Genomic DNA, 23,732 nt, shown 5'->3' on the forward strand with positions numbered 1-23,732 from the left:
ACCGCTATCGCGAGCAGGCTCACTCCTACAGTTTTAAGCTGCATGTTCTTGCAATGCCGTTTGCAATCGCTTCATCTCTTGCACAAACCCCTCGTACAATCGATGCGCCTCCTGCTGAGTCGTGCTCGACTTGCACGCCACCTCCAGTTGCTCACACGCCGCAATCAACGGCGTCGCATGAATAATCCGCGCGCTCCCGAGAATCTTGTGGCAACGCCGCGCCATGCCTTCAAAATCCCCCGCCGCAAACAGTGCTTCCATCGCCTCGAAATCCTGCTGATTGGTGCGTAACACCGTCTCCAGCAATTGCCGGGTCAGCCCCGGATCGCCAGCGGTAATGTCGCTGACCTTGGACGGATCAAAACACGCCGCACTGGCCTGACGTTCACGTTCGGATTCACGCAGATAACGCTCCAGCGCACTGCGTGTCAGCGGTTTGAACAGGCAGGCGTTCATGCCCGCTTCGAGACAGCGGCGGGTTTCCTCAGGCTGCGCATTGGCGGTCAGCCCCAGTACATGGGTCGGCGTGCGCCCCTCGGCGGCTTCGATGGCGCGCAACTGGCGGGTCATTTTGTCGCCATTGAGCAGCGGCATATTGCAGTCGGTGATCAGATAATCGAAAGATTCTTCGCTCCACAGGCGCAACCCTTCGAGACCGTTTTCGGCGCAGGCCACGCGCATCCCCAGCGATTCCAGTTGCCGCTGCAACACCACCCGATTGAATTCGTGATCCTCGACAATCAGCACATGCCGCGACGGCAGCGGTGGCAGATCTTCAGCCGCCATCGTCGGCAGGGTTTGTGTCTCGGTGTGCAAGCGGGTGCTCAGGTTGAGGGTAAAGCACGAGCCGAGCCCCGGCTCGCTTTCGCAGGACAGTTGCCCACCCATCAACTCGGTCAATTGCTGACAGATCGACAACCCCAGCCCCGTGCCAATCTGTGTTTCGCTCTGGCCGACAGCGAATTGGGTGTACGGCTGAAACAGGCGCTGGCGCTGTTGCTCGTCCATGCCGATGCCACTGTCGCGCACCGCCAGGCGCAATTGCACCAGATCGCCGTGAGTCAGCAGGCTCAGCTCAACGCTGACCGTGCCTTGGGCGGTGAACTTGATCGCGTTGCTCAGCAGGTTGGAAAGAATCTGCCGAAAGCGCAGCGAATCCAGTTCCACCGCTTGATCGGCATCGTCGGTGATCAAGGTCAGTTCGATGTTTTTCTGCTGCGCGAGGCTGGCGAACGCCTTCACCACGGTGCGCGCCAGACGCTCGGGATAGCAGCGGCTGCTGCGCAATTCGAACTGGCCGGCTTCAAGTTTGGTCAGGTCGAGAATCTCGCCGATCAATTCCATCATGCCGCCGGCGGACTTCTGCGCGATGTCGATCAACTCGCCATCGCCGGTGCGCTCAGGATGACGATTGCGCAACAGTTCGAGCACGCCGATCAGCGCGCTCATCGGCGTGCGGATCTCGTGGCTCATCACCGCCAGAAAATGGCTCTTGCCCCGATTCGCCGCTTCGGCTTGATGTTTGGCGGCGAGCAAGGCGTGTTGCAGATGCTGTTGTTCGGTCAGGTCGATCCAGCCGCCGATCACACCGGTCATTTTGCCGTCGGAGTCGCGGTAGGGCAGGGCCCAGTGGTAGATGTGGAAGGTGTGGCCCTTGACCGAAAGCGGGAAATTGTCGAACGACGGCTCGCCGCTTTCCAGGGTGGCGCGGTGGATGCGTTTGTAGTTGTGGGCGTTATCCAGCGGCAGCACGTTGGCCTCGATCAGGCCTTTGTGCAGCACCTGCTCAAGCTCCACGCCCATCACCTGCAAATAAGCGCGGTTGCAAGTGAGCAGCAGGCCTTTGCGGTCGCGCACGTAAATCGGGTGCGGCGTGCCATCGACCAGCGCCTTCATAAACAGCAACTGATCGCTCAAGGCTTTTTGCGCTTTGAGACGCTCGGCGATTTGCCGGCGCAGGCCGAGGTTCCACGCGATAAAACCGAGCAAAACGGCCACCAAAACCATCGCCGCACGCAGAATCCAGCGCTTGTAAGTGCTCCAGCCGTCCTCGCCGTTCTGCGGGTTTTGCCAGCGATTGGCCAGGTCACTGAACTCGCCGGGGGCGATGTCGAGCATGGCTTTGTCGAGGATCGAAATCAGCGTGGCGTTGTGTTTGCCGGTGGCGAAGGTGATCAGCGCCGGTTGGGTGCCGAGCACCGAGTCGATTTGCAGGCGTCCACGAAAGTAGCGATCAATCAGATAGGCCGCGCCCATCTGCGGCTGAATCACGCCCTCGACCTGTCCTTCGGCGAGCAGTTCGTAAGTCTCGATCGACGTATCGACTTCAACCGCGCGCAACTCCGGCCATTCCCGCGCCAGCCAATGCGCGGCTTCGGAGCCCTTGATGATCGCCACGGGCCGGCCTTTCAGCCCGCTCATGCCCTCGCGGTTGGGCTTGACCCGTGTAACCAGTACAAACGGATTGACCACGTAGGCGCGGGAGAACTTCAGATCCTTGTGCCGGCGCTCGCTGTAAGTCAGCGCCGCGATCAGGCTGGGTGGATCGCGTTGCGCACGACGGGTCATGGCGTCCATCGAAGTGATTTTCTTTGGCTGAAACGCGAGGCCCGTGCGGTCGTTGATCAGCTCGAGCAAATCGGCGGACATGCCGCGCATTTCGCCTTCGGTATCGAAGAAGCTGAACGGCGAATACATGTCGTTGGCCAGCACCTCGACAATTGGATGGTCCTTGATCCACTGCTGTTCGACCGGCGTCAGTTGCAGACGGCCGTAACCGAGTTTCGGGTTGGAACCGATGCCCCAGCGCCGGGCGATTTGCGCACGTTCCGCCGGGGAGATTTTTGCCAGAACGTTGTTGAACAGGTTGAGCAACTGCGCGTCTTCGCGCTGCATGGCGAAACTGAAACCCAAGCCTTCGGAATCGCGCTGAATGGTCTGTTTGAGGCTCTGCTGGTAACTGCGTTCGAGCAGGTATTGCGCGGATATCGCGTCGGTCAGCAGCACCTTGTTTTCGCCATAAGCCACCAGGCCGAGGCCGTAGGGTGTCGACTCGACCGCCTCACGGGGATGATCGGGAAACAGCGCGGCGACGCGACCCGGAATCATCCAGTCTGAGTCGAAGAGAACGGTGGTGTCCTTGGGCAGCTGATTGTTCGCCCAGTGGGTGCCGAAACGGCTGACCAGCACCGCTTGATCGTACGCATACGCCGCACTCATGCGCAGTTCGCTGTACTGGTTTTCCAGATGATTGATGCGTGGCACCACATCGACGTCGCCACGTTGCAGGGCGGCAAGCGCTTCGGCCTGATTGGCAAACCGTTCGATCTGCACCCGCAGGCCCAGAGTGCGAGCGATGATGTCGAGGTAATCGGCGGACAGGCCTTGGTATTCACCACCGTCGGCGGTGATGTCGAGCGGCGGCCGATCCGGCAAATAGACCCCGGCGCGCAACACGGCTTTTTGCGTCAAAAAATGCCGTTGCGTGCTGCTCAGGGGCAGGGTTTGTTGATTGCTGGTCGCGCGGCTGAGCAGGCTCAGCGTGTCGGCCTGGGCATTGAGTGCCAGCCAGCCGAGGCAGAAAACAGCGAGCAGTTGTCTGAACCGGTTCATCGCTCAGACCAGATGATTGCGTTTGGCGAACTCGACCAGATCAAGCAGCGTGTGGGTGTCGAGTTTTTGCATCAGGCGGGTCTTGTAGGTGCTGATGGTTTTGTTGCTCAGCAGCATGTCGTTGGCGATCTGCATGTTGGTCTTGCCCTGCGCCAGACCGTGCAAGACTTTGAGCTCGCGGCGGGTGATGGTGTCGATGCGCTTGGCGTCGTCCTGGGTGTATTCACTGTGATTAACCGAGTCGAGCGTCCCCGGCGGAAACCAGCGTTCGCCATTGGCCACGGCTTTCAGTGCGGTGAGAATCTCCCTCGGATCATCGCCCTTCGACAGATAACCCGCCGCCCCGGCGCGCAGGCATTGCGTGGCGTAGGCCAGACTTTTCAAACCGGTGTGTACCAGCACGTGCGCCGTACTGCCGCCGATGCGCAAACGGTCGATCACCGCCATGCCGTCGAGTTGCGGAATGTCCAGATCCAGCACAATCGCATCGGGCTGCAGCTCGAATGCCTTGCTCAAGGCATCGACGCCGTTGTCGCATTCAGCCACCACGACATGGCCCTCGCGCGCGAGAATCATCGCGATTGCCATGCGCACCACAGCGTGATCATCGACCAGCAGCACTTTCATCGATCAGTCCTCAAGCCCGGTTTCAGCATAGCCCGCACGCCGGGAAGAGCACGGCGCGGGCGCGACCGCGAAAAAAGAGCGCGATGCTACTTGGTTTGAGGGGGGATGCAAGGAAAGAGGACTGCACGAATGACAATGGCTACCCCAGCCTTTGTGGTGAGGGGATTCATCCCCGATGGAGTGCGAAGCACTCCCAAAACCGGACGCCCCGATGAGTCAGAAAAAACAGGGTTCTCTTTTGGGGCCGCTGCGCAGCCCATCGGGGATAAATCCCCTCACCACAGGGATTAGTTTCACAGGGGATCAGTGTCACTAGGGATTAGTGTCACTAAAGGGACTACCACAGGTTTGATGTCTGCCTTTATTGAGTAATTGCACTCAGGATCGTATGCGCAATCTTCACCCGTTCCGCATTCGGGTAGTTTTTGTTCGCGAGGATCACAATGCCGACATCCTTCGATGGCACGAACGCCACGTACGCGCCGAAGCCTCCGGTTGCGCCGGTTTTGTTGTACAGCACGTTCTGCGGCTCGGGTTGCGCCGGGGTCAGCCAGTGCACTTTGCGCGCCTGCAACGCCATCGGGTTCGAATTGCCGTTTTGCAGTTTTTCCAGACTGATCGGATAGGCGTAACGCTCCCAACCCAGACCTTGGGTCATGTCACCGACGGTGTAGTAACCGGTGTGCGTGGCGGCGACGGCTTGTTGCAGCGGCTGTTTCAGGCTGGCCGGTTTCAGGTTCGCTTCGACGTACCGCAGCAGGTCGGCGGCGCTGGTTTTGATGCCGTAGGCTTCAGCGTCCAAGGCGCCGGGGCCAACACGCACCGGTTGGTCTGCGCTGTTGTAGCCTTGGGCGTAGAGGTTGGCTTCGGACTCGGGCACGCTGAGGAATGTGTGCTGTAAACCGAGTTTTGGCAGCAGGGTTTGGGTCATCGCCTGATCAAACGGCTGACCGAGGCTCTTCGCCGTCAGATAACCAAATAGCCCCAGACTTGGATTGGAATACAGGCGATGGCTGCCCGGTGGATACAGCGGTTTCCATTGCTGGTAATAGCCGAGCATCTTGTCCGCCGAATCGGCTTCAGCGGGGAACTGCAACGGCAGACCACCCGCGCTGTAAGTACCCAGTTGCAGCACGCTGATGTTGTCGAAAGCGCTGCCGTGCAGCTCAGGCCACAGCGAGCTGGCCTTGCTCGACAGATCCAGTTTGCCCGTCGCCTGCGCATAACCGGCCAGCGTCGCAGTGAAGGTTTTGCTCACCGAACCGATTTCAAACAGGGTGTTTTCGCTGACCTTCAGCCCGCTGTCCTTGTTGGCGACGCCGTAGTTAAAGTAATGCGCTTGGCCATTAACAGTCAGGGCGATGGCCAGGCCTGGAATGTTCTGCTGCTGCATCACCGGCGTAACGGCAGCGCTGACCAAGGCTTGCAGTTGTGCATCGGTTGGCGCAGCAGCCGAACAGGCAGCCGCGCCGAAGCAAAGTCCAAAAGCGCTGTAGGAAAAGAGTTTGCTCGGCATGATTGAACGCATAAGTGAACCACTCTCCATGAGTGTTGATTATTCTATCCCGCTACACTGCGGACGATTTCCCGTTCGGGCGGCTGATCAGCGCGGCCAATTTAGGCAGTCCGGCGCCAATCGACAAACGATGAAATCTCGCATGAGCCATTAGAAAAATTTGGGACTGGGCATGATTCGACCGCAATTGCCGCTGAACGCACTGCGCGCATTCGAAGCTTCAGCGCGCCATCTGAGCTTCACTCGCGCGGCGGTGGAGTTGTGCGTGACCCAGGCTGCCGTCAGCCATCAGGTCAAAAGCCTTGAGGCGCAACTCAACGTAACCCTGTTCAAACGCCTGCCCCGTGGGCTGATGCTGACCGGCGAGGGCGAAACGCTGTTGCCGGTCTTGAGCACATCGTTTGATCACATAGCACAAATTCTCGAACGCCTCGCCGACGGACATTATCGCGAAATGTTGACCGTGGGCGCGGTCGGCACGTTCGCCGTGGGCTGGTTGTTGCCGAGGCTGGCGGACTTCCGGGCGAAACATCCGCTTATAGATTTACGGCTGTCGACTAACAACAACCGTGTCGATGTCGCGGCGGAAGGGCTGGATTACGCGATCCGGTTTGGCGCGGGAGCGTGGCATGGCATCGAGGCGACACGCTTGCTCGACGCGCCGCTGTCGGTGTTGTGCGTGCCGGAAATCGCCCGGCAATTGCACGCGCCTGCGGATTTGTTGCAGCAGACATTGTTGCGTTCCTATCGCACCGATGAATGGCCGGAATGGTTTCACGCGGCGGGCATGGCCACCCACGCAGCACCGCCGCAGAGCATCGTGTTCGACTCGTCGCTGGCGATGATGGAAGCGGCGTTGCAGGGGAGTGGAGTGGCATTGGCGCCACCGCTGATGTTCGCCCGGCAACTGGCGGCGGAGGCGATTTGTCAGCCGTTCGCGATTGAAATCACCACCGGCAGTTATTGGCTGACACGATTGCAATCACGCCCGGAAACGGCGGCGATGGAAGCCTTCAAATCATGGCTGCAGAACGCTTCCTTGTAGGAGCAAAGCTTGCTCGCGAAGACGGCAGCGGATTCAACCATGATGTCGTCTGCCAGGACGCTTTCGCGAGCAAGCTTTGCTCCTACAGGTCATGGTTTGCGCCGTTGGTCTGTTCGATAGCACCCGTCGTGCGCCACCGTTTCCAACGTGTACGACCCGGGCTTTCCGGGCCTCCTTGGTGAGGTGTGTCATGGCTAACGATCTGCTGTTTCAGGGTGGTGTACTTCCAACCGATCCAACCCAACCAGTGCCCGGTACCGATGAGCCGACACTGGGAGATCATGATTCACCGATGGGCATGCCACCAGGGCGCGATCCGCTGAGCGATGGCGACCGGCCTGACGACTGGAAGGATCCGGCTGCCGACGACGATGTGCCGCAAGCGGATGAGCCAACGCCGTTGTCGGATGATCGACGTTAACTGATGGGGTGTTTGTCCCGGCCCCATCGCCAGCAAGCTTTGCTCCCACAATGAACAGTGGCGTCACCACTGACTTGTAGGAGCCGAGCTTGCTCGGGAAGGCGGCATCAGCCCCAACATCCATCAACGATCAAACCCAGCAGTCCGCACCATCACTCCTGCCGCTCACCTAACCCCACCCACGCCAGATACGTGAGCAGTACACCCGGCGCGAGAGGCGTTTGTGGCGATGTTGCGGGAGGAATTCACTTAGGCTTTTGATCTCCGTAGGAGCTGCCGAAGGCTGCGATCTTTTGACGTTGCCCGTAAAAAAGATCAAAAGATCGCAGCCTTCGGCAGCTCCTACAAGGGGGCGTTTACAGGGCTTTCAGGCCACCGCCAAATCCCGCATCAACAGCCCAAAGCGCAAATCCACCGCATCCGGAATCGGCAAATACACCGTGTGCCCATCCCCCGGCGCCACCTCGATCGCGCCGCCCTGAGCATTGTGCAACTCATGCAGATCAAAGTGAAAGTTGCCCTTGGGCGTCATCAATTCCAGATGATCACCGACCGCAAAACGGTTCTTCACCTTGACCTCAGCCAGCCGATCACGCCGCTCCCCGGTCAATTCGCCGACAAACTGCTGGCGCTCCGACACCGAGCTGCCGTGCAGATAATTCTGATACTCGTCATGCACATGCCGGCGCAGAAAACCCTCGGTGTACCCGCGTTGGGCCAGTGACTCCAGATCCGTCATCAAGCTGCGATCAAACTCGCGCCCGGCCACCGCATCATCAATTGCCCGTCGGTACACCTGCGTGGTGCGCGCGCAATAGAAGTGCGACTTCGTCCGACCTTCGATCTTCAGCGAATGCACGCCCATGCGCGTCAGCCGTTCGATATGCTGCACCGCGCGCAGATCCTTGGCGTTCATGATGTACGTGCCGTGCTCATCCTCGAACGCCGGCATCAACTCATCCGGGCGATTGGCCTCCTGCAACAGAAATACCTGATCGGTAGGCGCGCCAATACCAAGGGTGGGCTCGGGCTCAAAGGTCTGCACGATCTCGCCGAGCTGATTTTCCGTGGCTTGCTGCGCCGAGTATTTCCAGCGGCAGGCGTTGGTGCAGGAACCCTGATTGGCGTCGCGCTTATTCATATAGCCCGATAACAGACAGCGTCCGGAATAAGCCATGCACAACGCACCGTGGACAAACACTTCCAGCTCCATGCCCGGCACCTGCTCGCGAATCTCGCCGATCTCTTCCAGCGACAATTCCCGCGACAGAATGATCCGGCTTAGCCCCTGTTGCTGCCAGAACTCCACACTCGCCCAGTTCACCGTGTTGGCCTGCACCGACAGGTGAATCGGCATCTGCGGGAAGTGCCGACGCACCAGCATGATCAGCCCCGGGTCGGACATGATCAGCGCATCCGGCGCCATCTCGATCACCGGCGCCAGATCCTTGAGGAAGGTTTTCAGTTTGGCGTTGTGCGGCGCGATGTTGACCACCACATAGAAGCGCTTGCCCTGCGCCTGCGCCTCTTGAATGCCCAGCGCCAGATTGGCGTGATCGAATTCGTTGTTGCGCACGCGCAGGCTGTAACGCGGCTGGCCGGCATACACCGCATCGGCGCCGTAGGCGAAGGCGTAACGCATGTTTTTCAGGGTGCCGGCGGGAGCCAGCAACTCGGGCGCGGCGAGGGGCAGGGTAGGCGTCATGGTGGAGTCGGTCGCAAAAGCCCGGCAGGTTAGTGCAGATGTCGGTGCGGGTTATTGATCTGCGTCTACGTTTGCGCGGCCGGCACTCAGGCGCAATCCGCAACTATGCTCAATAAATAAAGATGGCACTCGCGCGCGCGCCGGCTGACTAAGCATCGGGGCGTGCATGGCGCCTGACTGACATGGACCGGACATGAACGCAAAAAGTCTTCAATTCAAATCGCTGACAGTGCTGCTGCTGTTGGTCACCGTGGCCTTTATCTGGATTCTGTTGCCGTTCTACGGCGCGGTGTTCTGGGCGGTGATTCTCGGGATTTTGTTTGCGCCGATGCAGCGCCGCATACAGGCAAAATTCGGCTGGCAGCGCAACTTCACGTCGCTGTGTACGCTGAGTATCTGTCTGGTGATCGCAATTTTGCCGGTGATCATTCTCAGCGTGTTGCTGGTACAGGAAGGCGCGACGGTCTACAAAAACATCGAAAGTGGCGAGTTGGACATCGCCGCGTATCTGGCGCAGTTCAAACACAGTTTGCCGCCGTACTTTCAACATTTGCTTGATCGCTTCGGCATGGGCGAGCTCAACGGTTTGCGCGAGAAAATCGTCAAAGCGGCGATGCAGGGCAGCCAGGTGCTGGCCAGTCAGGCCTTCAGTTTTGGCCAGGGCACGTTCGAGTTCGTGGTGAGTTTTTTCATCATGCTGTACTTGCTGTTCTTTTTCCTGCGTGACGGTGCCGAACTGGTGCGCAAAGTGCGCATCGCCGTGCCGCTGGAGGAAAACCACAAACGTCGCTTGCAGCTGAAATTCAACCGCGTGGTGCGGGCGACGGTGAAGGGCAACCTGGTGGTGGCGATCACGCAGGGCGCGTTGGGCGGGGCGATTTTCTGGTTTCTCGATATCCCCAGCGCGTTGCTATGGGCGGTGTTGATGGCGTTTCTGTCGCTGTTGCCGGCGGTGGGCGCGGGGATTGTCTGGGCGCCAGTGGCGGTGTACTTCCTGCTCAGCGGGATGATCTGGCAAGGCGTGGTGCTGGGGTTGTTCGGGGTGTTTGTGATCGGTCTGGTGGATAACGTGTTACGACCGATTCTGGTCGGTAAGGACACACGCATGCCCGATTACATGATTCTGATCTCGACCCTGGGCGGTCTGGCCGTGTTTGGCCTCAATGGTTTCGTGATCGGTCCGTTGATCGCTGCGCTGTTTATGTCGAGCTGGGCGCTGTTCATTGAGACCAAGCCGAAAGTTCAGCTGCCTTAAGCGTGGAACGGCGCGCTGGCGATTTTCTCTGCCTGCGCCTGGGCGGCTGGCAATGAAGCGAGCGGGCCGCTGATCGGTTCGCCGTTGCGCATCAGGTACCAGCAGGCAAGCAAACCCGACGCTCTGAGCGAGGCGGGAACGGCGCTGCCGATAACGGACATGATTTGAACCTGAGCCATTAGAAGTACCTCCATCAATCTGTGGAGCTACCTTAGGGACTCGACGGTTTAACGGACAATCAACGTTTTCGATAGTGGTCATTGACGCCAATGAGGTTTGGCGTCAGTCCACCACTTGATCGAGCATGTGCATGACTTCGCGCTCGTTGAGCAGGCCCTTGTGCACCAGATTCTCTGCCAGTAACGAGAGAAACTTGGCGCAGCGGTGACCTTCCAGGTGCTTGAGTTCGGTGAGGGTGTTGTACACCTTGCCCGAGGTGCATAAACCGACAATGCGGTGGGGGTTCTGTGTTGGCATGGCTCGTCCTTGTTTTTATCAACCTGTTGTTTACGGACGGATTCAGCTTGCGGTTCCGTCATGACAAAAAGATGACCGTTGTGTGTTCAGCTTCAACGATTCCTGATTGATCATGACGACTTTAGCCTTTGAAACTGTCCTCACAGCGACCTTGACGAGATTTTTTCAGACCATTGCCGACAAACGGTCAAAAAAAAGCCCCGCTTGAATAGCGGGGCTCTGGTTTACCAGCGACCGTAATGCGGAGGATACGGACGACCGTAATAGCCGCGTGGTGGCCCGTAATACACCGGGGCCGGCACGTAAACCGGTTGTTGCACATAAACCGGCGCCGGTTGGTAGTAAACCGGTGGTGGCGGTTGTTGCACATACACCGGAGGCGGTGCGGCATACACCGGCGCTTGCTGCACGTACACCGGGCGGTTCTGGTTGATAAGCGCCGAGCCAATGATGGCCGAGCCAACGATTGCGCCAAACACCACAGGGCCTTGCCAGTAATTGCCACCGTGGGCTTGCGCTTGCCCCGTAACAGCAAAAGCACCGATCAACAGGGCCACTATGGGGAGTTTACGAATCATGATAATTCCTCGGTTCTTCAACCCGTCGTCCAGGCCTGCAATAGGCTCATGAACGTCACGGGGATACTTCTAAGACAGCGAAATTCTGAAATTCAGCACAGCCGCCAGGTAAATTTTGTGTAAGGTCTGTACCGGTTTCTTTACCGGGCATTCGACCCTTGTGGCGAAGCCTGTGCAGACACGTCGATATGATCGAACAGACCCGATGGAATGGCTAATCCCGTCCATCCGAAAGTGCGTTTAGAAGGAGAAGTTTCATGCAGATGAGCCCGAACAAAGACACCCAACTGTGCATGTCCCTGTCCGGGCGCCCCGGCAACTTCGGTCTGCGGTTTCACAACCACTTGTATGAGCAGTTAGGCCTGAATTTCTATTACAAGGCGTTCAGCAGCCAGGATCTGACCGGCGCTGTCGGCGGCATTCGTGCCTTGGGCATCCGTGGTTGCGGCGTGTCAATGCCGTTCAAGGAAGCCTGCATTGCGCTGGTCGATGAGCTGGATGCGTCGGCGGCGGCGATCCAGTCGATCAACACCATCGTCAACACCGCCGGGCATCTCAAGGCTTACAACACCGATTACATCGCCGTGGCGCAATTGCTGGAAACCCACGCCGTGCCGAAAGAATCGACATTCGCCCTGCGCGGCAGCGGCGGCATGGCCAAAGCGGTGGCGAGTGCCTTGCGCGATGGCGGATACAAAAACGGTCTGATCGTGGCCCGCAATGAACGCGCCGGACGTGCGCTGGCGGACTCGCTCGGTTATCGCTGGCAGGCAGAATTGGGCGATGAACGGCCACAGATGCTGATCAATGTGACGCCGGTGGGCATGGACGGCGGACCGGAGGCGGGGCAACTGGCGTTTGATGCTGAGGTGATCAAAGCCGCAGAGACGGTGTTTGATGTGGTGGCGATTCCGTCGGAGACGCCGTTGATCGTGCGTGGTCGCGCGGAGGGTAAGCGGGTGATAACCGGGTTGGAAGTGATCGCGATTCAGGCCCTGGAGCAGTTTGTGCTGTACACCGGGGTGCGGCCGAATGAGGAGCAGTTTGCGGCGGCGGTGGCGTTTGCGCGTAGCTGACCGGGTTTGATAGTGGCTGGGCGGGCCTCTTCGCGAGCAGGCTCGCTCCCACAGTTGATTTGTTGCCATTCACAGATTGTTTATTCGCCGATGTCCCCTGTGGGAGCGAGCCTGCTCGCGAAAGATTCGACGCGATCCTCTCTCCCTGGCAAACACACATAGAAACCATGACCGAGGCCCCCATGCATCCGCCCATCCTCAACCTGCATCAGGTCGAACTCGAACCCTTGCCCGAAGCCCTCGCCCCTGAAGGCGAAACCGCGGGCCGCTATCAGCAACGCATGGCGCGGGTCGGTCAGCAGCTTGGCTCACAGAAACTCGGCTATCGCCTCTACGCCTTGCCACCCGGCATGCGCGGCAGTCCGTTTCACAGCCATCGGGTCAATGAGGAAATGTTCTACGTGGTGGCCGGGGAGGGCGAGGTGCGTCTTGGTGCCAAGCGCTTTCCGATTCGCGAGGGTGATGTGATTGCCTGTCCACCGGGTGGACCGGAGAAGGCGCATCAGATCATCAATACCAGTCAGGCTGAATTGCGTTATCTGGCGGTGAGCACCCAGCAGCAGCCGGAGATCTGTGAGTATCCGGATTCGAATAAATACGCGGTGATGGATAACTTCACGGTCGATGCCGAGGGCAATGCCTCAGGTTTCGTCGCCGTGGCGCGGCAGGCGGATGGCGTGGATTACTGGGACGGCGAATAGCCCACAGATCCTGAATTGACGCACAACCCTGTAGGAGTGAGCCTGCTCGCGATAGCGGTGTGTCATTCAAAGATAATGTGACTGACACACCACTATCGCGAGCAGGCTCACTCCTACAAGGGGTTTATGTTGGTTATTCGAGTCGGGCCAGGCGCTCTTCCAGCGCGGCAATGCGTGCTTCCAGCTCTTCGATACGCTCAAGCGAAACACCGCCACTCGCACCGCGCTCCTGCGGATTACTCCGCGCCGCCAGAATCGCCTCGATATCCGCCGGATCGCCCAGCGCATGGGTATAGCGATCCTCGCGCTGCCCGGCCTGACGTGGAATCAACACCGCCAACCCGCGCGCGATCAGGCGCTCAAGCTGATGCACCACCTGCTCGGCATCTTCGAAATCGTGCATGCGGCCGCTGCGGGTCAGCAGTTCGTTGACGGTTTGCGGGCCGCGCAGAAACATCAAACCACTGAGAATCACCTGCGCTGGCACCAGTTCCAGCGCCTTGTCGACCTTGTGCTCCCAGCGGTCGGCGCGGCTGCCCATGACCAGTTTGGCGAAACCGCGCCCTTCGAGTGCGCGCAGGCTTTGGCCGACCTGGCCCTGGGTCAGGTTCATCACCGGTTCGCGGCTGGTTTTCTGGTTACACGCCGTGACCAGCGCGTTGAGGGTCAGCGGATAGGTTTCCGGGCTGGTCGCCTGTTTCTCGATCAACGAGCCGAGGATGCGGATTTCCGTGGCGTTGAGCCGTGGCTCGTCGAAGGTGGATTCTGGTTCTGTGGTCATCGCGCGTTCCCTCTGCAGTCGAAGCCGCCTAGCCTAATCCTTGCCAAACAAAAGGCAAGCCGTGTGGTCATCAAAGCATGGCTATAATCGCCTCCTTGTTCCACCCAGCCACCACACGAGACTGCCATGACCATTTCCCTGTACGCCGCATCTGTCCCGGTTTTTCAACAAATGCTCAACGCCCTGAGCGATGTGCTGAAAAAGGCTGAAGCCCACGCCACCGAGAAAAACATCGACCCGAACGCGTTCCTGCAAGCGCGTCTGTTCCCGGACATGTTCCCGCTGACCCGTCAGGTACAGATCGCCGTCGATTTCGCCAAAGGCGTTTCCGCGCGTCTGGCTGAAGTCGAACTGCCGAAATATGACGACACTGAAACTTCCTTCGCCGAGCTGCAAGCGCTGATCGCCAAGGTCTTGGCCTTCATCGGCGAGATCAAGCCAGAACAGATCGATGGCAAGGAAGGCATTGAAATTGTGACCCGTCCGGGCACGCCGAAAGAGAAGCGCTTCAGCGGTCAGTCGTACTTGCTGACTTACGGCCTGCCGCAGTTCTTCTTCCACGTCACCACCACTTATGCGCTGCTGCGTCATAACGGTGTGGAAGTGGGCAAGCGCGATTACATGGGCGCGTTCTAAGCGGCCAGAAGCCCCTCACCCTAACCCGCTCCTGGAGGGAGAGGGGACTGACGGAGTTGTGTGTTCGAGCTGCACCGACCTGAAATATCAAGTCGAACACTCGTTTTGAACAGCACACAGATCAGCTCCCTTTCCCCTCGCCCCCTTGGGGGTGAGGGTTGGGGTGAGGGGGAAAAGATCTCCGCCACAAAAAAGCCCGCCAAGGTTCACACCATGGCGGGCTTTTGTTTTTTCTGTGGGAGCGAGCTTGCTCGCGAAGAGGGCGGGTCAGTCGACATCATCTTCGCCTGACAGTCCGCATTCGCGAGCAAGCTCGCTCCCACAGGGTAAGGGGTCATGCGGTGCGTTGGGCTTTCTCTTCTTCACCCAGGCAAGCCGCAGCGGTAAACAGCACGTCCGTCGACGAATTCAACGCCGTCTCCGCCGCATCCTGCAGCACACCAATAATGAAACCCACCGCCACCACCTGCATGGCAATCTCGCTCGGAATCCCAAACAGGCTGCACGCCAGCGGAAGCAACAGCAACGAACCACCCGCGACACCCGAAGCGCCGCACGCACAAATCGCCGCGACCACGCTCAGCAGAATCGCTGTCGGAATGTCCACGGCAATGCCCAGTGTGTGCACCGCCGCCAGCGTCAGCACGGTAATGGTGATCGCCGCGCCGGCCATGTTGATGGTCGCGCCGAGCGGGATCGACACCGAATACGTGTCTTCATGCAGGCCCAGACGCTTGCTCAATTCCAGGTTGACCGGAATGTTCGCCGCCGAGCTGCGGGTGAAGAACGCGGTAATACCGCTTTCGCGCAGGCACATCAGGGTCAGCGGATACGGGTTGCGACGCAGTTTCCAGAACACGATCAGCGGGTTCATCACCAGCGCCACAAACAGCATGCACCCGAGCAGCACGGCCAGCAGGTGCGCATAACCGATCAGCGCGCCGAAACCCGAGGTCGCTAGCGTCGACGCCACCAGACCGAAAATACCCAGCGGTGCGAAGCGAATCACCACGCGCACGATCAAGGTCACGCCGTTGGACAGGTCACCGAGCACTTCGCGAGTGGTGTCGCCGGCATGCCGAATCGCCACGCCCATGCCGATCGCCCAGGCCAGAATGCCGATGAAGTTGGCTTCGATCAGCGCCTTCACCGGGTTTTCCACCACGCTCAGCAGCAGGCTCTGCAACACTTCACCAATACCGCCCGGCGCCGTCACCGCAACGTTTTCGGTGGACAGCACCAGATGCGATGGAAACGCCATGCTCGCGACCACGGCCACTACGGCGGCGGCGAAGGTACCCAGCAAGTACAGGAACAGAATCGGGCGAATATGGGTTTCCTGACCGTGCTTGTGGTTGGCGATTGAGGCCATGACCAGCACGAACACCAGAATCGGTGCGACGGCTTTCAACGCCGAGACAAACACTTTGCCGATGAACGCTGTGTCTTTCGCGACTTCCGGGGCGAACAGCGCCAAAGCGATACCGGCGATCAGGCCGATGAGGATCTGCGCGACGAGGCTCAGGTTCTTCAGGCGTTGCAATAGAGAAGGGGAGGAAGCAGTCATAACGGCATCTCTGATTTTTTATAGGCGCAAGGTTGAGTGAACGCGTTGGCAAATTCGAGGGCAGACCAGCGTCACGAACCGAAAGGGTGAGGCGATATCAACGCCGTTAAACGGGCGGTTGATCAGGGGTGTACGTTTTTCAGGGCGCGGACTTTATCACAGCGTAGGCGTTATCCTTCAGGCGTGTGACGATCTGCCACCCGATTGGCGGGCAAAGTCGGCAGGTTTGTGCAAGTCACTGCGGACACACTCTGTTAAGATTGCGCATCCTAATTTTAAAGTTCTGCCAGCGGGCCCTCGGGTCAACGCTGGTGTCGTCGTTTTGCTGGAGTTACCCATGCTGTTACCCATCCTTCTGTTGTCCGCCGCCGGTTTTACGGTGCTGACCACGGAATTCGTCATCGTCGGTTTGCTGCCGGCGATCGCTCGCGACCTTGAGGTCAGCATTCCGCAGGCCGGGCTGCTGGTGACGTTGTTCGCCTTCACGGTGGCGCTGTTCGGGCCATTCCTCACCGCGTATTTCGCCCGATTTGAACGGCGCAAGTTGTTCATCAGCATCCTGATCATGTTCGGCATCGCCAACACCGTGGCAGCATTGGCGCCGAATATCTGGGTGATGGCGTTTGCCCGATTGATCCCGGCCCTTGGTTTGCCGGTGTTCTGGGCTTTGGCCAGTGAAACAGCGGTGGACATCGTCGGCCCGGATTTCGCCGGTCGCGCGATTGCCAAGATCGGTTTCGGCATCGTCTGCGCCACGGTATTCGGCATTCCGGTCGGCACGCTGATTTCCGATGCGTTCGGCTGGCGCAGTGCCTTCGGCATTCTGGCGGTGATCGCGTTTGCCAAGGCTTTGCTGCTGTTTGTGTACCTGCCGAAAACCAGCCTGCACCAGCATCAGGTCAGCTTCGCGTCGCAATTCAAGATCCTGCGCAGCCCGCTGATGATCGGCCATATCGTCCTGTCGATTCTGGTGTTCAGCGGCATGTTTACCGCCTACACCTATCTGGCCGACATCCTTGAGCGCCTCGCCGGTTTCAACGGCACCGTGGTCGGCTGGTGCCTGATGGGCTTCGGCGCGGTCGGGCTGATCGGCAACTCGCTGGGCGGTCGCGCGGTCGATAAACATCCGCTGGGCGCGTCGGTGTTGTTCTGCGCATTCATGATTGCCGGCATGGTCTCGCTGGTGCCGAACATTCATTCGCCAGTGGGCCTGGCGGTGGCGATGGGTATTTGGGGTATTACCCAGGCAGCGTTGTTTCTGGTCAGCCATGTGCGCCTAATGAAAGCCGCACCAGAAGCACCGGCCTTTGCTGCCTCGTTGAACATTGCCGGGGCTAATCTGGGGATTGGCCTGGGCGCCATGGTCGGTGGCCGGGTTATCGACGGTGCAGGTCTGGGCTTTCTTGGCTTTGCGGCTGCCGGTTTCATCCTGCTCTCGGTGTTTCTGGCCATGGTGCTGATGACGCTGAAGCCGCGTGAAGTCTGCGCCGAAGCGTCATAACGCGGTAAACAGCTCGCGTCGGGCACCTTCGGTAATCGCAACGATGCCGGGGTGCTTGACCTTGCGCTCCACCGAAATGGCGTAGAACGACTCGGTCACCGCGTCGGTCTGGCCAATCAACTCGACGCCGTATTGGCGCTTCACTTCATCGGCAATCACGCTCGGGCCAATAAAAATCCCGCTGCCGGATTGGCCGAAGGCCTGCATCAAGGCACTGTCATCAAACTCCCCAACGATTTGCGGCTGAATCTGCTGCTCGGCAAACCAGCGCTGCAAACGGCTGCGCACCACGGTTTCGGCGCCGGGAATCAATAGCGGCGCACCGTGCAGGCTGCGTGGGAAATCCTGACCGTACTTCGCCGCCAGTTCGGCGGTGGCGAAGAAACTGATCCCGCATTCCCCCAGCTTCTGGCTGTAGCCCTTGATGTCGAGGTGCGAGGGCATCGGGCTGTCGGAAATCACTAGATCCAGACGCTGGATCGCCAGATCGGCGAGCAAACGTTCGAGTTTGTCCTCACGGCAGGTGATGCGCAGCGGTTCGCTGAGCTCCATGGTCGGCGCGATCAGGCGATAAACGATGGATTTCGGCACCACGTCCGCCACGCCAACACGGAACAGGATTTGCTGTTCGTTGGGTTGCGCGCGCAGCATCAGCTCCAGTTCGCCGCCGAGTTGAAACATCTGCTCGGCGTAGGGTAGGGCCTGACGCCCGGCTTCAGTCAACTCCAGTTGACGACCCACGCGCCGAAACAACTCTATGCCGTAAGTTTGTTCGAGCAGGGAAATCTGCCCGCTGATGGTCTGTGGCGTCAGGTTCAGCTGCTCGCACGCACGCACGATGCTGCCGGTCTTGGCCACGACCCAGAAGTAATGCAGTTGTCGGTAATTGAGCATCCGCCGCGCCCCCGTGTAGGAGCTGCCGAAGGCTGCGATCTTCTGATCTTGCTCTTAAAAAAACATCAAAAGATCGCAGCCTGCGGCAGCTCCTACATTGAATAGTGTATGAGTTCGTAAAAACCGAAGTATAGCCGCTAAAAATACGAATTTTCCTGAAGTGTTCACCTCCCTAGAATGCCCAGCCATCGACGGCCGGTCTGTGAGCCTGTCTGTTCATTCGAAGGAAGCCTCATGAAATTCAAAAGCACTGCACTGTTGATTGCGTCTTTACTGGTTCTGGCCGGTTGCGATCAAGCCGAAAAAAGCGCTCAGCAACTGATGGGCAAAGCCGCCGAAAGCGCCAAACAGGCGATCGACGACACCCATAAAGCTGCCGAGCAAGCGCTCAGCGATGCCACCGGCGGGCTGATCGAGAAAAAACCAACCCCGGAAAAAGACTCGGACGAATCCGAATCTTCCTCCAAGACCATCTAATTTAGTCACACGAAGAGTCAGGACTGACCCATGGAATATTTGTTAGAACTCGCCGCCAGCCCGACCGCCTGGGTTGCTTTGGCCACACTGGTGGTGATGGAAATCGTGCTCGGCATCGATAACCTGATCTTTATTTCGATCCTGACCAACAAGCTGCCTAAGCAGTACCAGCAGAAGGCCCGCCGCATCGGTATCGGCATGGCGTTGATCCTGCGTCTGGCGCTGTTGAGCACCATCGCGTTTATCGTGCAGTTGACGGAACCGGTGATCGACATCCTCGGCCAGGCCTTCTCCTGGAAGGACATGATCCTGATCGCCGGTGGTCTGTTCCTGGTCTGGAAAGCCACGACCGAGATCCATCACAGCATGGATCCGGCACCGGAAGATCCAAAGTCGGCCACGTCGACCGTGACTCTGGGCTTTGCTGCTGCGATTGGTCAGATCCTGTTGCTCGACATGGTGTTCTCGATCGACAGCATCATTACTGCGGTCGGCATGACCGAACATTTGCCGATCATGATTATCGCGGTGGTGGTGTCGGTGCTGGTGATGTTGCTGGCGGCTGATCCGCTGGCCAAGTTCATCAACGACAACCCGACTGTGGTGATGTTGGCCCTGGGCTTCCTGATCATGATCGGTATGACCCTGATCGCCGAAGGCTTCGGCGCCCACGTACCGAAAGGTTATGTGTACGCGGCCATGGCGTTCTCGGCGGGTATTGAGGTGCTGAACATGTTGTCGCGTCGTGCCAAGCAGAAGAAACTTGCTGCGCAGGCTTAACCGCTGACCATGCAAAAGGCCGCCTGAACTGCATAAGTTCAGGCGGCCTTTTTGCTTCCTGTAGGAGCTGCCGAAGGCTGCGATCTCTTGATCTTCAACGTCAAAAGATCGCAGCCTTCGGCAGCTCCTACAAAGTCCAATTGCGTTTTCTTTCCGAAAAATGCCTTGAGTCAGTGCGCGGTCGCGTGACGGGTGGGTTGTTTCTCGACTTTCTCAACCTTCGCAGGCTCAACCGGATGATGGTGCCGCCGCGAAACCCGCAACACCCCCCACAGCATGGCCGCCGCCACGGCCAGCCAACCGGCAATCAACATCACAATGGTCATGGTCAGGCTCATCAGTGCCTCCTCTTTGCCCTGCGTCGGGCTCACACTTTTTCAATTCGCTCTGTTTCACTGACAGTCTAGTTGCCCGGGTGTTACACGCTATTGACCAAAGGTCGGTGATGACCAATCAGTTTGCTCTATGCAATCGCTACCCCTGCGGTTTAAGGCTATACCGCAGCGGTTTGGCGCCCTATGATCGGTGACCTTGCCGGAACACGATGACCGGCGTCTGAACAGAGAGCGACGATGGTGCAGGTATTTTCTCGAGTGTGTGCGGCGCTGTTGGTGGCTGGCTGCGTGGCTGCATTGACGGGGTGTGCGGGCAGTGTGGCGCCGGAGGTCAAGCGCTTGCCAGAGCGTGTCGAACTCAGTGGCAGGTTCTATCGGGGGCAGGCCTTCCAGAGCGGGCCGCAGGTATTGGCCAGTCTGCTGTCGCAGCAGGGCGTGGTGATCACCCCGGGTTTGCTGGAAAAACCGCTGCATGTGCCGGGCGCTGAAGACAAGTTGCAGCAGAACATTCAGAACCTTGCCCGTGAATACGGCATGGTCGTCTATCCGCTGGACAGCAATCTGCCCGCGCTGCTGACTCAGGTGGCGGCCGGTTACCCGGTGATGGTGCGTTTCAGCGAAGGCTCGGCGTTCTGGGCTGAGCCGCGTTACGCGATCCTTTCCGGCTACGACCGCAATAAACAGAAAGTCCTGCTGCGCGCCGGCATGAACCGTCGCGAGTTGATGGACTTTAGCTCCTTCGAATCAGCTTTCGAAAAATCCGGCGGCTGGGCAATTCTGATTCAAAAACCGACGCAGATCCCCGCTGCGGTGGATCGTGCGCGTTGGCTCAAAGCGGCCGATGAACTGGCGCAGGCCGGTCAGGAAAACGAAGCGGCGCAGGCGAAAAAGGCTTTGGCGGCGCACTAGTTCTCCGTTCGTCATCTGCCGGGCACGTCTGTGTCCGGCAAGCCTCTTACCTCTATAACCCGATTTCGCGGGTGAATCAGGAGGCAAGCATGGCAGAGTCCACATCCCCAAAAGGCCCGCATTCATCCGAGCACTCCTCGGGTGATGACCTGGGTTTCGATCCCGATTCGCCGGATCTTGACGACCCGCAAGTCGATCCCGTTGGCCCGGCCAAAGCGCCGAAAGACGTGAACCCCGGCGACGACGACAAAAAACCGGCCAAACCCTACGACCCGTTAGCCAATCTGAAACCTTGATACGAGGTGCGTATGAGTACCGATTCAAGCTTCGATGATCAAAAACCTGACAGCGTACCGACGACGCCTGAGCCTGAAGTTGATCCAGTGCTGGATCCGGACAGCCCGCTGCGCGATCCGCTGGCCCGGCCGAATGTGCTGACGCCGGATCTGGAGCGGGATCCGAGCAAGGGGGATGGCATACCTGATGATAATCAGATGCCGTTGCCGAATGATTGAGGTCTCTCAGATTTAGTGAGATCTAAATGTGGCGAGGGGATTTATCTGTGGCGAGAGGTTTATCTGTGGCGAGGGGATTTATCCCCGATGGGTCGCGAAGCGGCCCCCGCTTTTGATTTAAAAGAAGGGCCTGCTGCGCAGTCCATCGGGGATAAATCCCCTCGCCACAGATAAATCCCCTCACCACACGTAGCGTAAATCCAGTGTCCTACTTCGAAGCCTCAACCACGCCACTCTGGCGATTCTTCAGGTTCTTATCAGCCTTGTACTGCTGCGCCACCGCCGGAACGTTAGCGCTGCGCCCAGTCTCCACCCAGCTACGAATCCGGCTGGCATCGGCAAAATGCGTGTACTTGCCGAACGCATCCAAAATCACCAGTGCCACCGGGCGATTGCCCATGCGCGTCACCAATACCAGGCAGTGACCAGCAGGATTGGTAAAGCCGGTTTTAGTGATCTTGATGTCCCAGTCAGCCTTGTTCACCAAATGATCGGTGTTACGGAAACCCAACGTGTAATTAGGTTTACGGAACGACACGGTCTTTTCCTTGGTGGTCGTCAGTTCAGTGAGGATCGGGTGCTTGCTCGCTGCGACCAACAACTTACTCAAATCGCGCGCCGTGGAAACGTTACGCTCGGACAAACCGGTCGGCTCGACGTAGTGAGTGTTGGTCATGCCCAGCGCCTTGGCCTTGGCGTTCATCGCCGCGATAAAGGCTGCATAACCGCCCGGATAATGATGCGCGAGGCTGGCGGCGGCACGGTTTTCCGAAGACATCAAAGCGATCAGCAGCATCTCGCGGCGCGGCAGTTCACTTTTCAGTTTGACTCGGGAGAACACGCCTTTCATCTCTGGCGTGTTTTTGATGTCGACATCGATCCATTCGTCCATGTTCTGTTTGGCTTCAACCACCACCAGGCCAGTCATCAGCTTGCTGACGGAAGCGATCGGCACGATCACGTCAGGGTTGCTGGAATAAATGACTTTGTTGGTCTGCATATCCATGAGCAGGGCGCTGCCGGAAGCGATCTTCAGGGTCGAAGCGTCACGCGGGGCAGCGGTGGTTTCCGCAGCGTTGATCGTTGGCGTGATGAATGTGCCTGTAAAAGCAAAAAACAGGCTCAGAGTCGAAAGACGAATTTTCACGCGGGCGAACTCATAAAGGTTGGATATTCCGTTAGTTTGTAACGGGTTATTTCTTCAAAGCGTCGCATTCTAGGAGTATGGCTGAAGATCTGTCGATGGTTGTTTGAACGACCTGAAAATCTCGTGAAAAGGCCTGTAAAAAGAGGGGTTTCCGGCGAACGGTTATAGTTTTTTCTCGAATACGAAAAACCCCGCACGGGGCGGGGTTTTGATGCTGCGAAAAAACCGACTTAAGCGTGCAGGGTTTCTGCTGCGTAGAGGGTGTTTTCCAGCAGGCAGGCACGGGTCATCGGGCCAACACCGCCCGGGACTGGCGTGATCCAGCCAGCGCGGGGCAGGGCGGTTTCGTAAACAACATCGCCGACCAGTTTGCCGTCGTCCTGACGGTTAATGCCGACGTCAACGACGATCGCGCCTTCCTTGATCCATTCGCCCTTGACCAGGCCCGGCTTGCCGGCGGCCACGACCACCAGATCAGCACGGCCGACGTGGCCGGCCAGATCCTTGGTGAAGCGGTGGGTCACGGTCACGGTGCAACCGGCCAGCAACAGTTCCATCGCCATCGGGCGACCGACGATGTTGGAAGCGCCAACGACCACGGCGTCCAGACCATAAAGATCAACACCGGTGCTTTCCAGCAGGGTCATGATGCCTTTTGGCGTGCACGGACGCAGCAGCGGGATGCGCTGGGCCAGACGGCCGACGTTATAAGGATGGAAACCGTCGACGTCTTTGTCCGGGCGGATGCGCTCCAGCAATTTAGAGGCGTCCAGATGCTCAGGCAGCGGCAGTTGCAGGAGGATGCCGTCGATCGCAGGGTCGTCGTTGAGGCGATCGATCAGATCGGTCAACGCTTGTTGCGTGGTTTCGGAGGGCAGGTCGTAGGCTTGAGAGAGGAAGCCGACCTCTTCACAGTCTTTACGCTTGTGCGAGACATAAACCTGAGAGGCAGGATCGCTGCCGACCAGGATCACCGCGAGGCCGGGAGTGCGCAGGCCTTGCTGGCGACGCTCGGCAACTCGTTTGGCGATCTGCTGGCGCAGGCTGGCGGCGATCGATTTGCCGTCGATTAGTTGTGCAGTCATTGCGCGTGATTAACCATCGAGAGGGGAAAAAAAGAGAACGCATTCTCGCATGTCGGGCGGTGAGGGCAAAGGCGCTTGGTCAGCAAATTCCC

The 23,732-nt window shown here is 58.7% G+C and carries 25 protein-coding genes; 12 read left to right on the forward strand and 13 right to left on the reverse strand.

What is annotated here, in order from left to right; genetic code table 11:
- Positions 1-33: 33 nt before the first annotated feature.
- From ACP3TY_RS07815 to ampC, 3 genes are all read right to left on the reverse strand, one after another.
- Positions 34-3,612 (reverse strand): ATP-binding protein, encoded by a 3,579-nt coding sequence (locus tag ACP3TY_RS07815; protein WP_426619654.1) that lies wholly within the window; start codon positions 3,610-3,612, stop codon positions 34-36.
- Between the two features lie 3 nt (positions 3,613-3,615).
- A complete protein-coding gene (locus ACP3TY_RS07820; RefSeq protein ID WP_426619655.1) occupies positions 3,616-4,239 on the reverse strand; it encodes a response regulator in 624 nt (207 codons plus the stop codon).
- Positions 4,240-4,600: 361 nt separating this feature from the next.
- Positions 4,601-5,755, reverse strand: a complete 1,155-nt coding sequence (gene ampC, locus ACP3TY_RS07825; RefSeq protein WP_426620443.1) for a class C beta-lactamase — start codon at positions 5,753-5,755, stop codon at positions 4,601-4,603.
- A 172-nt stretch (positions 5,756-5,927) separates the two neighbouring features.
- Between ampC and ACP3TY_RS07830 the strand changes: the two genes are divergently transcribed.
- Both ACP3TY_RS07830 and ACP3TY_RS07835 read left to right on the forward strand, forming a co-directional pair.
- Positions 5,928-6,800, forward strand: coding sequence for a LysR family transcriptional regulator (locus ACP3TY_RS07830; protein ID WP_426619656.1), 873 nt, complete (start codon positions 5,928-5,930; stop codon positions 6,798-6,800).
- Positions 6,801-6,990: 190 nt separating this feature from the next.
- Positions 6,991-7,221: a hypothetical protein gene (locus ACP3TY_RS07835; protein WP_426619657.1), complete on the forward strand. Its 231-nt coding sequence runs from the start codon at positions 6,991-6,993 to the stop codon at positions 7,219-7,221.
- Between the two features lie 367 nt (positions 7,222-7,588).
- Here the strand turns inward: ACP3TY_RS07835 and yegQ are convergent, their stop codons facing one another.
- Positions 7,589-8,926, reverse strand: a complete 1,338-nt coding sequence (gene yegQ / locus ACP3TY_RS07840) for a tRNA 5-hydroxyuridine modification protein YegQ (RefSeq protein WP_426619658.1) — start codon at positions 8,924-8,926, stop codon at positions 7,589-7,591.
- Positions 8,927-9,119: 193 nt separating this feature from the next.
- Between yegQ and ACP3TY_RS07845 the strand changes: the two genes are divergently transcribed.
- A complete protein-coding gene (locus tag ACP3TY_RS07845; protein WP_159815807.1) occupies positions 9,120-10,181 on the forward strand; it encodes an AI-2E family transporter in 1,062 nt (353 codons plus the stop codon).
- On the opposite strand, the gene ACP3TY_RS07850 is transcribed toward ACP3TY_RS07845, so the two are convergent.
- From ACP3TY_RS07850 to ACP3TY_RS07860, 3 genes are all read right to left on the reverse strand, one after another.
- The gene (locus ACP3TY_RS07850; protein WP_159815806.1) at positions 10,178-10,360 is read right to left on the reverse strand and encodes a hypothetical protein; all 183 of its coding nucleotides are present in this window, start codon (positions 10,358-10,360) and stop codon (positions 10,178-10,180) included. The genes ACP3TY_RS07845 and ACP3TY_RS07850 overlap by 4 nt on opposite strands.
- A 103-nt stretch (positions 10,361-10,463) precedes the next feature.
- Positions 10,464-10,658: a hypothetical protein gene (locus tag ACP3TY_RS07855; RefSeq protein ID WP_053121828.1), complete on the reverse strand. Its 195-nt coding sequence runs from the start codon at positions 10,656-10,658 to the stop codon at positions 10,464-10,466.
- A 224-nt stretch (positions 10,659-10,882) separates the two neighbouring features.
- Positions 10,883-11,236 carry a hypothetical protein gene (locus tag ACP3TY_RS07860; RefSeq protein WP_426619659.1) on the reverse strand — a complete coding sequence of 118 codons (354 nt, stop codon included), beginning with the start codon at positions 11,234-11,236 and terminating at the stop codon, positions 10,883-10,885.
- A 257-nt stretch (positions 11,237-11,493) separates the two neighbouring features.
- Here ACP3TY_RS07860 and ACP3TY_RS07865 point away from each other — a divergent pair, with 257 nt between their 5' ends.
- Both ACP3TY_RS07865 and ACP3TY_RS07870 read left to right on the forward strand, forming a co-directional pair.
- The gene (locus tag ACP3TY_RS07865) at positions 11,494-12,312 is read left to right on the forward strand and encodes a shikimate 5-dehydrogenase (RefSeq protein ID WP_426619660.1); all 819 of its coding nucleotides are present in this window, start codon (positions 11,494-11,496) and stop codon (positions 12,310-12,312) included.
- 182 nt (positions 12,313-12,494) lie between these two features.
- Positions 12,495-13,013, forward strand: coding sequence for a cupin domain-containing protein (locus tag ACP3TY_RS07870; protein WP_426619661.1), 519 nt, complete (start codon positions 12,495-12,497; stop codon positions 13,011-13,013).
- A gap of 133 nt (positions 13,014-13,146) precedes the next feature.
- Here ACP3TY_RS07870 and ACP3TY_RS07875 read toward each other — a convergent pair whose 3' ends face one another.
- Complete coding sequence (locus ACP3TY_RS07875; RefSeq protein ID WP_159815548.1) at positions 13,147-13,794, reverse strand: YceH family protein; 648 nt, start codon at positions 13,792-13,794, stop codon at positions 13,147-13,149.
- A gap of 126 nt (positions 13,795-13,920) precedes the next feature.
- On the opposite strand from ACP3TY_RS07875, the gene ACP3TY_RS07880 reads away from it, so the two are divergent.
- Positions 13,921-14,430 carry a DUF1993 domain-containing protein gene (locus ACP3TY_RS07880; RefSeq protein WP_053121818.1) on the forward strand — a complete coding sequence of 170 codons (510 nt, stop codon included), beginning with the start codon at positions 13,921-13,923 and terminating at the stop codon, positions 14,428-14,430.
- 334 nt (positions 14,431-14,764) lie between these two features.
- Here ACP3TY_RS07880 and sstT read toward each other — a convergent pair whose 3' ends face one another.
- A complete protein-coding gene (gene sstT / locus ACP3TY_RS07885; RefSeq protein ID WP_426619662.1) occupies positions 14,765-15,997 on the reverse strand; it encodes a serine/threonine transporter SstT in 1,233 nt (410 codons plus the stop codon).
- Positions 15,998-16,334: 337 nt separating this feature from the next.
- Here sstT and ACP3TY_RS07890 point away from each other — a divergent pair, with 337 nt between their 5' ends.
- Complete coding sequence (locus ACP3TY_RS07890) at positions 16,335-17,498, forward strand: MFS transporter (RefSeq protein WP_159815550.1); 1,164 nt, start codon at positions 16,335-16,337, stop codon at positions 17,496-17,498.
- Here ACP3TY_RS07890 and nhaR read toward each other — a convergent pair.
- Positions 17,493-18,392, reverse strand: a complete 900-nt coding sequence (gene nhaR, locus ACP3TY_RS07895; protein WP_212545707.1) for a transcriptional activator NhaR — start codon at positions 18,390-18,392, stop codon at positions 17,493-17,495. The genes ACP3TY_RS07890 and nhaR overlap by 6 nt on opposite strands.
- Before the next feature lie 234 nt (positions 18,393-18,626).
- Between nhaR and ACP3TY_RS07900 the strand changes: the two genes are divergently transcribed.
- A complete protein-coding gene (locus ACP3TY_RS07900) occupies positions 18,627-18,869 on the forward strand; it encodes a hypothetical protein (RefSeq protein WP_053121810.1) in 243 nt (80 codons plus the stop codon).
- 30 nt (positions 18,870-18,899) lie between these two features.
- On the forward strand, positions 18,900-19,649 hold the full coding sequence (locus tag ACP3TY_RS07905; protein ID WP_053121808.1) for a TerC family protein: 750 nt from the start codon (positions 18,900-18,902) through the stop codon (positions 19,647-19,649).
- Between the two features lie 170 nt (positions 19,650-19,819).
- Here ACP3TY_RS07905 and ACP3TY_RS07910 read toward each other — a convergent pair whose 3' ends face one another.
- Positions 19,820-19,987 (reverse strand): hypothetical protein, encoded by a 168-nt coding sequence (locus tag ACP3TY_RS07910; protein WP_426619663.1) that lies wholly within the window; start codon positions 19,985-19,987, stop codon positions 19,820-19,822.
- Positions 19,988-20,221: 234 nt separating this feature from the next.
- On the opposite strand from ACP3TY_RS07910, the gene ACP3TY_RS07915 reads away from it, so the two are divergent.
- The 3 genes from ACP3TY_RS07915 (at position 20,222) to ACP3TY_RS07925 (ending at position 21,408) form a co-directional block, all read left to right on the forward strand.
- On the forward strand, positions 20,222-20,893 hold the full coding sequence (locus tag ACP3TY_RS07915; RefSeq protein WP_426619664.1) for a peptidase C39 family protein: 672 nt from the start codon (positions 20,222-20,224) through the stop codon (positions 20,891-20,893).
- Positions 20,894-20,982: 89 nt separating this feature from the next.
- Complete coding sequence (locus ACP3TY_RS07920) at positions 20,983-21,189, forward strand: DUF6021 family protein (RefSeq protein ID WP_426619665.1); 207 nt, start codon at positions 20,983-20,985, stop codon at positions 21,187-21,189.
- Positions 21,190-21,201: 12 nt separating this feature from the next.
- A complete protein-coding gene (locus ACP3TY_RS07925; protein ID WP_426619666.1) occupies positions 21,202-21,408 on the forward strand; it encodes a hypothetical protein in 207 nt (68 codons plus the stop codon).
- Positions 21,409-21,616: 208 nt separating this feature from the next.
- On the opposite strand, the gene pbpG is transcribed toward ACP3TY_RS07925, so the two are convergent.
- Both pbpG and folD read right to left on the reverse strand, forming a co-directional pair.
- Positions 21,617-22,555: a D-alanyl-D-alanine endopeptidase gene (pbpG, locus tag ACP3TY_RS07930; protein WP_426619667.1), complete on the reverse strand. Its 939-nt coding sequence runs from the start codon at positions 22,553-22,555 to the stop codon at positions 21,617-21,619.
- A 230-nt stretch (positions 22,556-22,785) separates the two neighbouring features.
- Positions 22,786-23,640 carry a bifunctional methylenetetrahydrofolate dehydrogenase/methenyltetrahydrofolate cyclohydrolase FolD gene (folD, locus tag ACP3TY_RS07935; protein ID WP_053121798.1) on the reverse strand — a complete coding sequence of 285 codons (855 nt, stop codon included), beginning with the start codon at positions 23,638-23,640 and terminating at the stop codon, positions 22,786-22,788.
- Positions 23,641-23,732 lie beyond the last annotated feature (92 nt).

It is taken from the genome of Pseudomonas rustica, assembly GCF_049959085.1.
Classification (GTDB): domain Bacteria; phylum Pseudomonadota; class Gammaproteobacteria; order Pseudomonadales; family Pseudomonadaceae; genus Aquipseudomonas; species Aquipseudomonas rustica.

What these genes read in the sequence shown, in the direction of transcription:
- ACP3TY_RS07815 (WP_426619654.1), bottom strand. Translation starts at nt 3,612, where the DNA reads ATGAACCGGTTCAGACAACTGCTCGCTGTTTTCTGCCTCGGCTGGCTG.
- ACP3TY_RS07820 (WP_426619655.1), bottom strand. Translation starts at nt 4,239, where the DNA reads ATGAAAGTGCTGCTGGTCGATGATCACGCTGTGGTGCGCATGGCAATC.
- ampC (WP_426620443.1), bottom strand. Translation starts at nt 5,755, where the DNA reads ATGCCGAGCAAACTCTTTTCCTACAGCGCTTTTGGACTTTGCTTCGGC.
- ACP3TY_RS07830 (WP_426619656.1), top strand. Translation starts at nt 5,928, where the DNA reads ATGATTCGACCGCAATTGCCGCTGAACGCACTGCGCGCATTCGAAGCT.
- ACP3TY_RS07835 (WP_426619657.1), top strand. Translation starts at nt 6,991, where the DNA reads ATGGCTAACGATCTGCTGTTTCAGGGTGGTGTACTTCCAACCGATCCA.
- yegQ (WP_426619658.1), bottom strand. Translation starts at nt 8,926, where the DNA reads ATGACGCCTACCCTGCCCCTCGCCGCGCCCGAGTTGCTGGCTCCCGCC.
- ACP3TY_RS07845 (WP_159815807.1), top strand. Translation starts at nt 9,120, where the DNA reads ATGAACGCAAAAAGTCTTCAATTCAAATCGCTGACAGTGCTGCTGCTG.
- ACP3TY_RS07850 (WP_159815806.1), bottom strand. Translation starts at nt 10,360, where the DNA reads ATGGCTCAGGTTCAAATCATGTCCGTTATCGGCAGCGCCGTTCCCGCC.
- ACP3TY_RS07855 (WP_053121828.1), bottom strand. Translation starts at nt 10,658, where the DNA reads ATGCCAACACAGAACCCCCACCGCATTGTCGGTTTATGCACCTCGGGC.
- ACP3TY_RS07860 (WP_426619659.1), bottom strand. Translation starts at nt 11,236, where the DNA reads ATGATTCGTAAACTCCCCATAGTGGCCCTGTTGATCGGTGCTTTTGCT.
- ACP3TY_RS07865 (WP_426619660.1), top strand. Translation starts at nt 11,494, where the DNA reads ATGCAGATGAGCCCGAACAAAGACACCCAACTGTGCATGTCCCTGTCC.
- ACP3TY_RS07870 (WP_426619661.1), top strand. Translation starts at nt 12,495, where the DNA reads ATGCATCCGCCCATCCTCAACCTGCATCAGGTCGAACTCGAACCCTTG.
- ACP3TY_RS07875 (WP_159815548.1), bottom strand. Translation starts at nt 13,794, where the DNA reads ATGACCACAGAACCAGAATCCACCTTCGACGAGCCACGGCTCAACGCC.
- ACP3TY_RS07880 (WP_053121818.1), top strand. Translation starts at nt 13,921, where the DNA reads ATGACCATTTCCCTGTACGCCGCATCTGTCCCGGTTTTTCAACAAATG.
- sstT (WP_426619662.1), bottom strand. Translation starts at nt 15,997, where the DNA reads ATGACTGCTTCCTCCCCTTCTCTATTGCAACGCCTGAAGAACCTGAGC.
- ACP3TY_RS07890 (WP_159815550.1), top strand. Translation starts at nt 16,335, where the DNA reads ATGCTGTTACCCATCCTTCTGTTGTCCGCCGCCGGTTTTACGGTGCTG.
- nhaR (WP_212545707.1), bottom strand. Translation starts at nt 18,392, where the DNA reads ATGCTCAATTACCGACAACTGCATTACTTCTGGGTCGTGGCCAAGACC.
- ACP3TY_RS07900 (WP_053121810.1), top strand. Translation starts at nt 18,627, where the DNA reads ATGAAATTCAAAAGCACTGCACTGTTGATTGCGTCTTTACTGGTTCTG.
- ACP3TY_RS07905 (WP_053121808.1), top strand. Translation starts at nt 18,900, where the DNA reads ATGGAATATTTGTTAGAACTCGCCGCCAGCCCGACCGCCTGGGTTGCT.
- ACP3TY_RS07910 (WP_426619663.1), bottom strand. Translation starts at nt 19,987, where the DNA reads ATGAGCCTGACCATGACCATTGTGATGTTGATTGCCGGTTGGCTGGCC.
- ACP3TY_RS07915 (WP_426619664.1), top strand. Translation starts at nt 20,222, where the DNA reads ATGGTGCAGGTATTTTCTCGAGTGTGTGCGGCGCTGTTGGTGGCTGGC.
- ACP3TY_RS07920 (WP_426619665.1), top strand. Translation starts at nt 20,983, where the DNA reads ATGGCAGAGTCCACATCCCCAAAAGGCCCGCATTCATCCGAGCACTCC.
- ACP3TY_RS07925 (WP_426619666.1), top strand. Translation starts at nt 21,202, where the DNA reads ATGAGTACCGATTCAAGCTTCGATGATCAAAAACCTGACAGCGTACCG.
- folD (WP_053121798.1), bottom strand. Translation starts at nt 23,640, where the DNA reads ATGACTGCACAACTAATCGACGGCAAATCGATCGCCGCCAGCCTGCGC.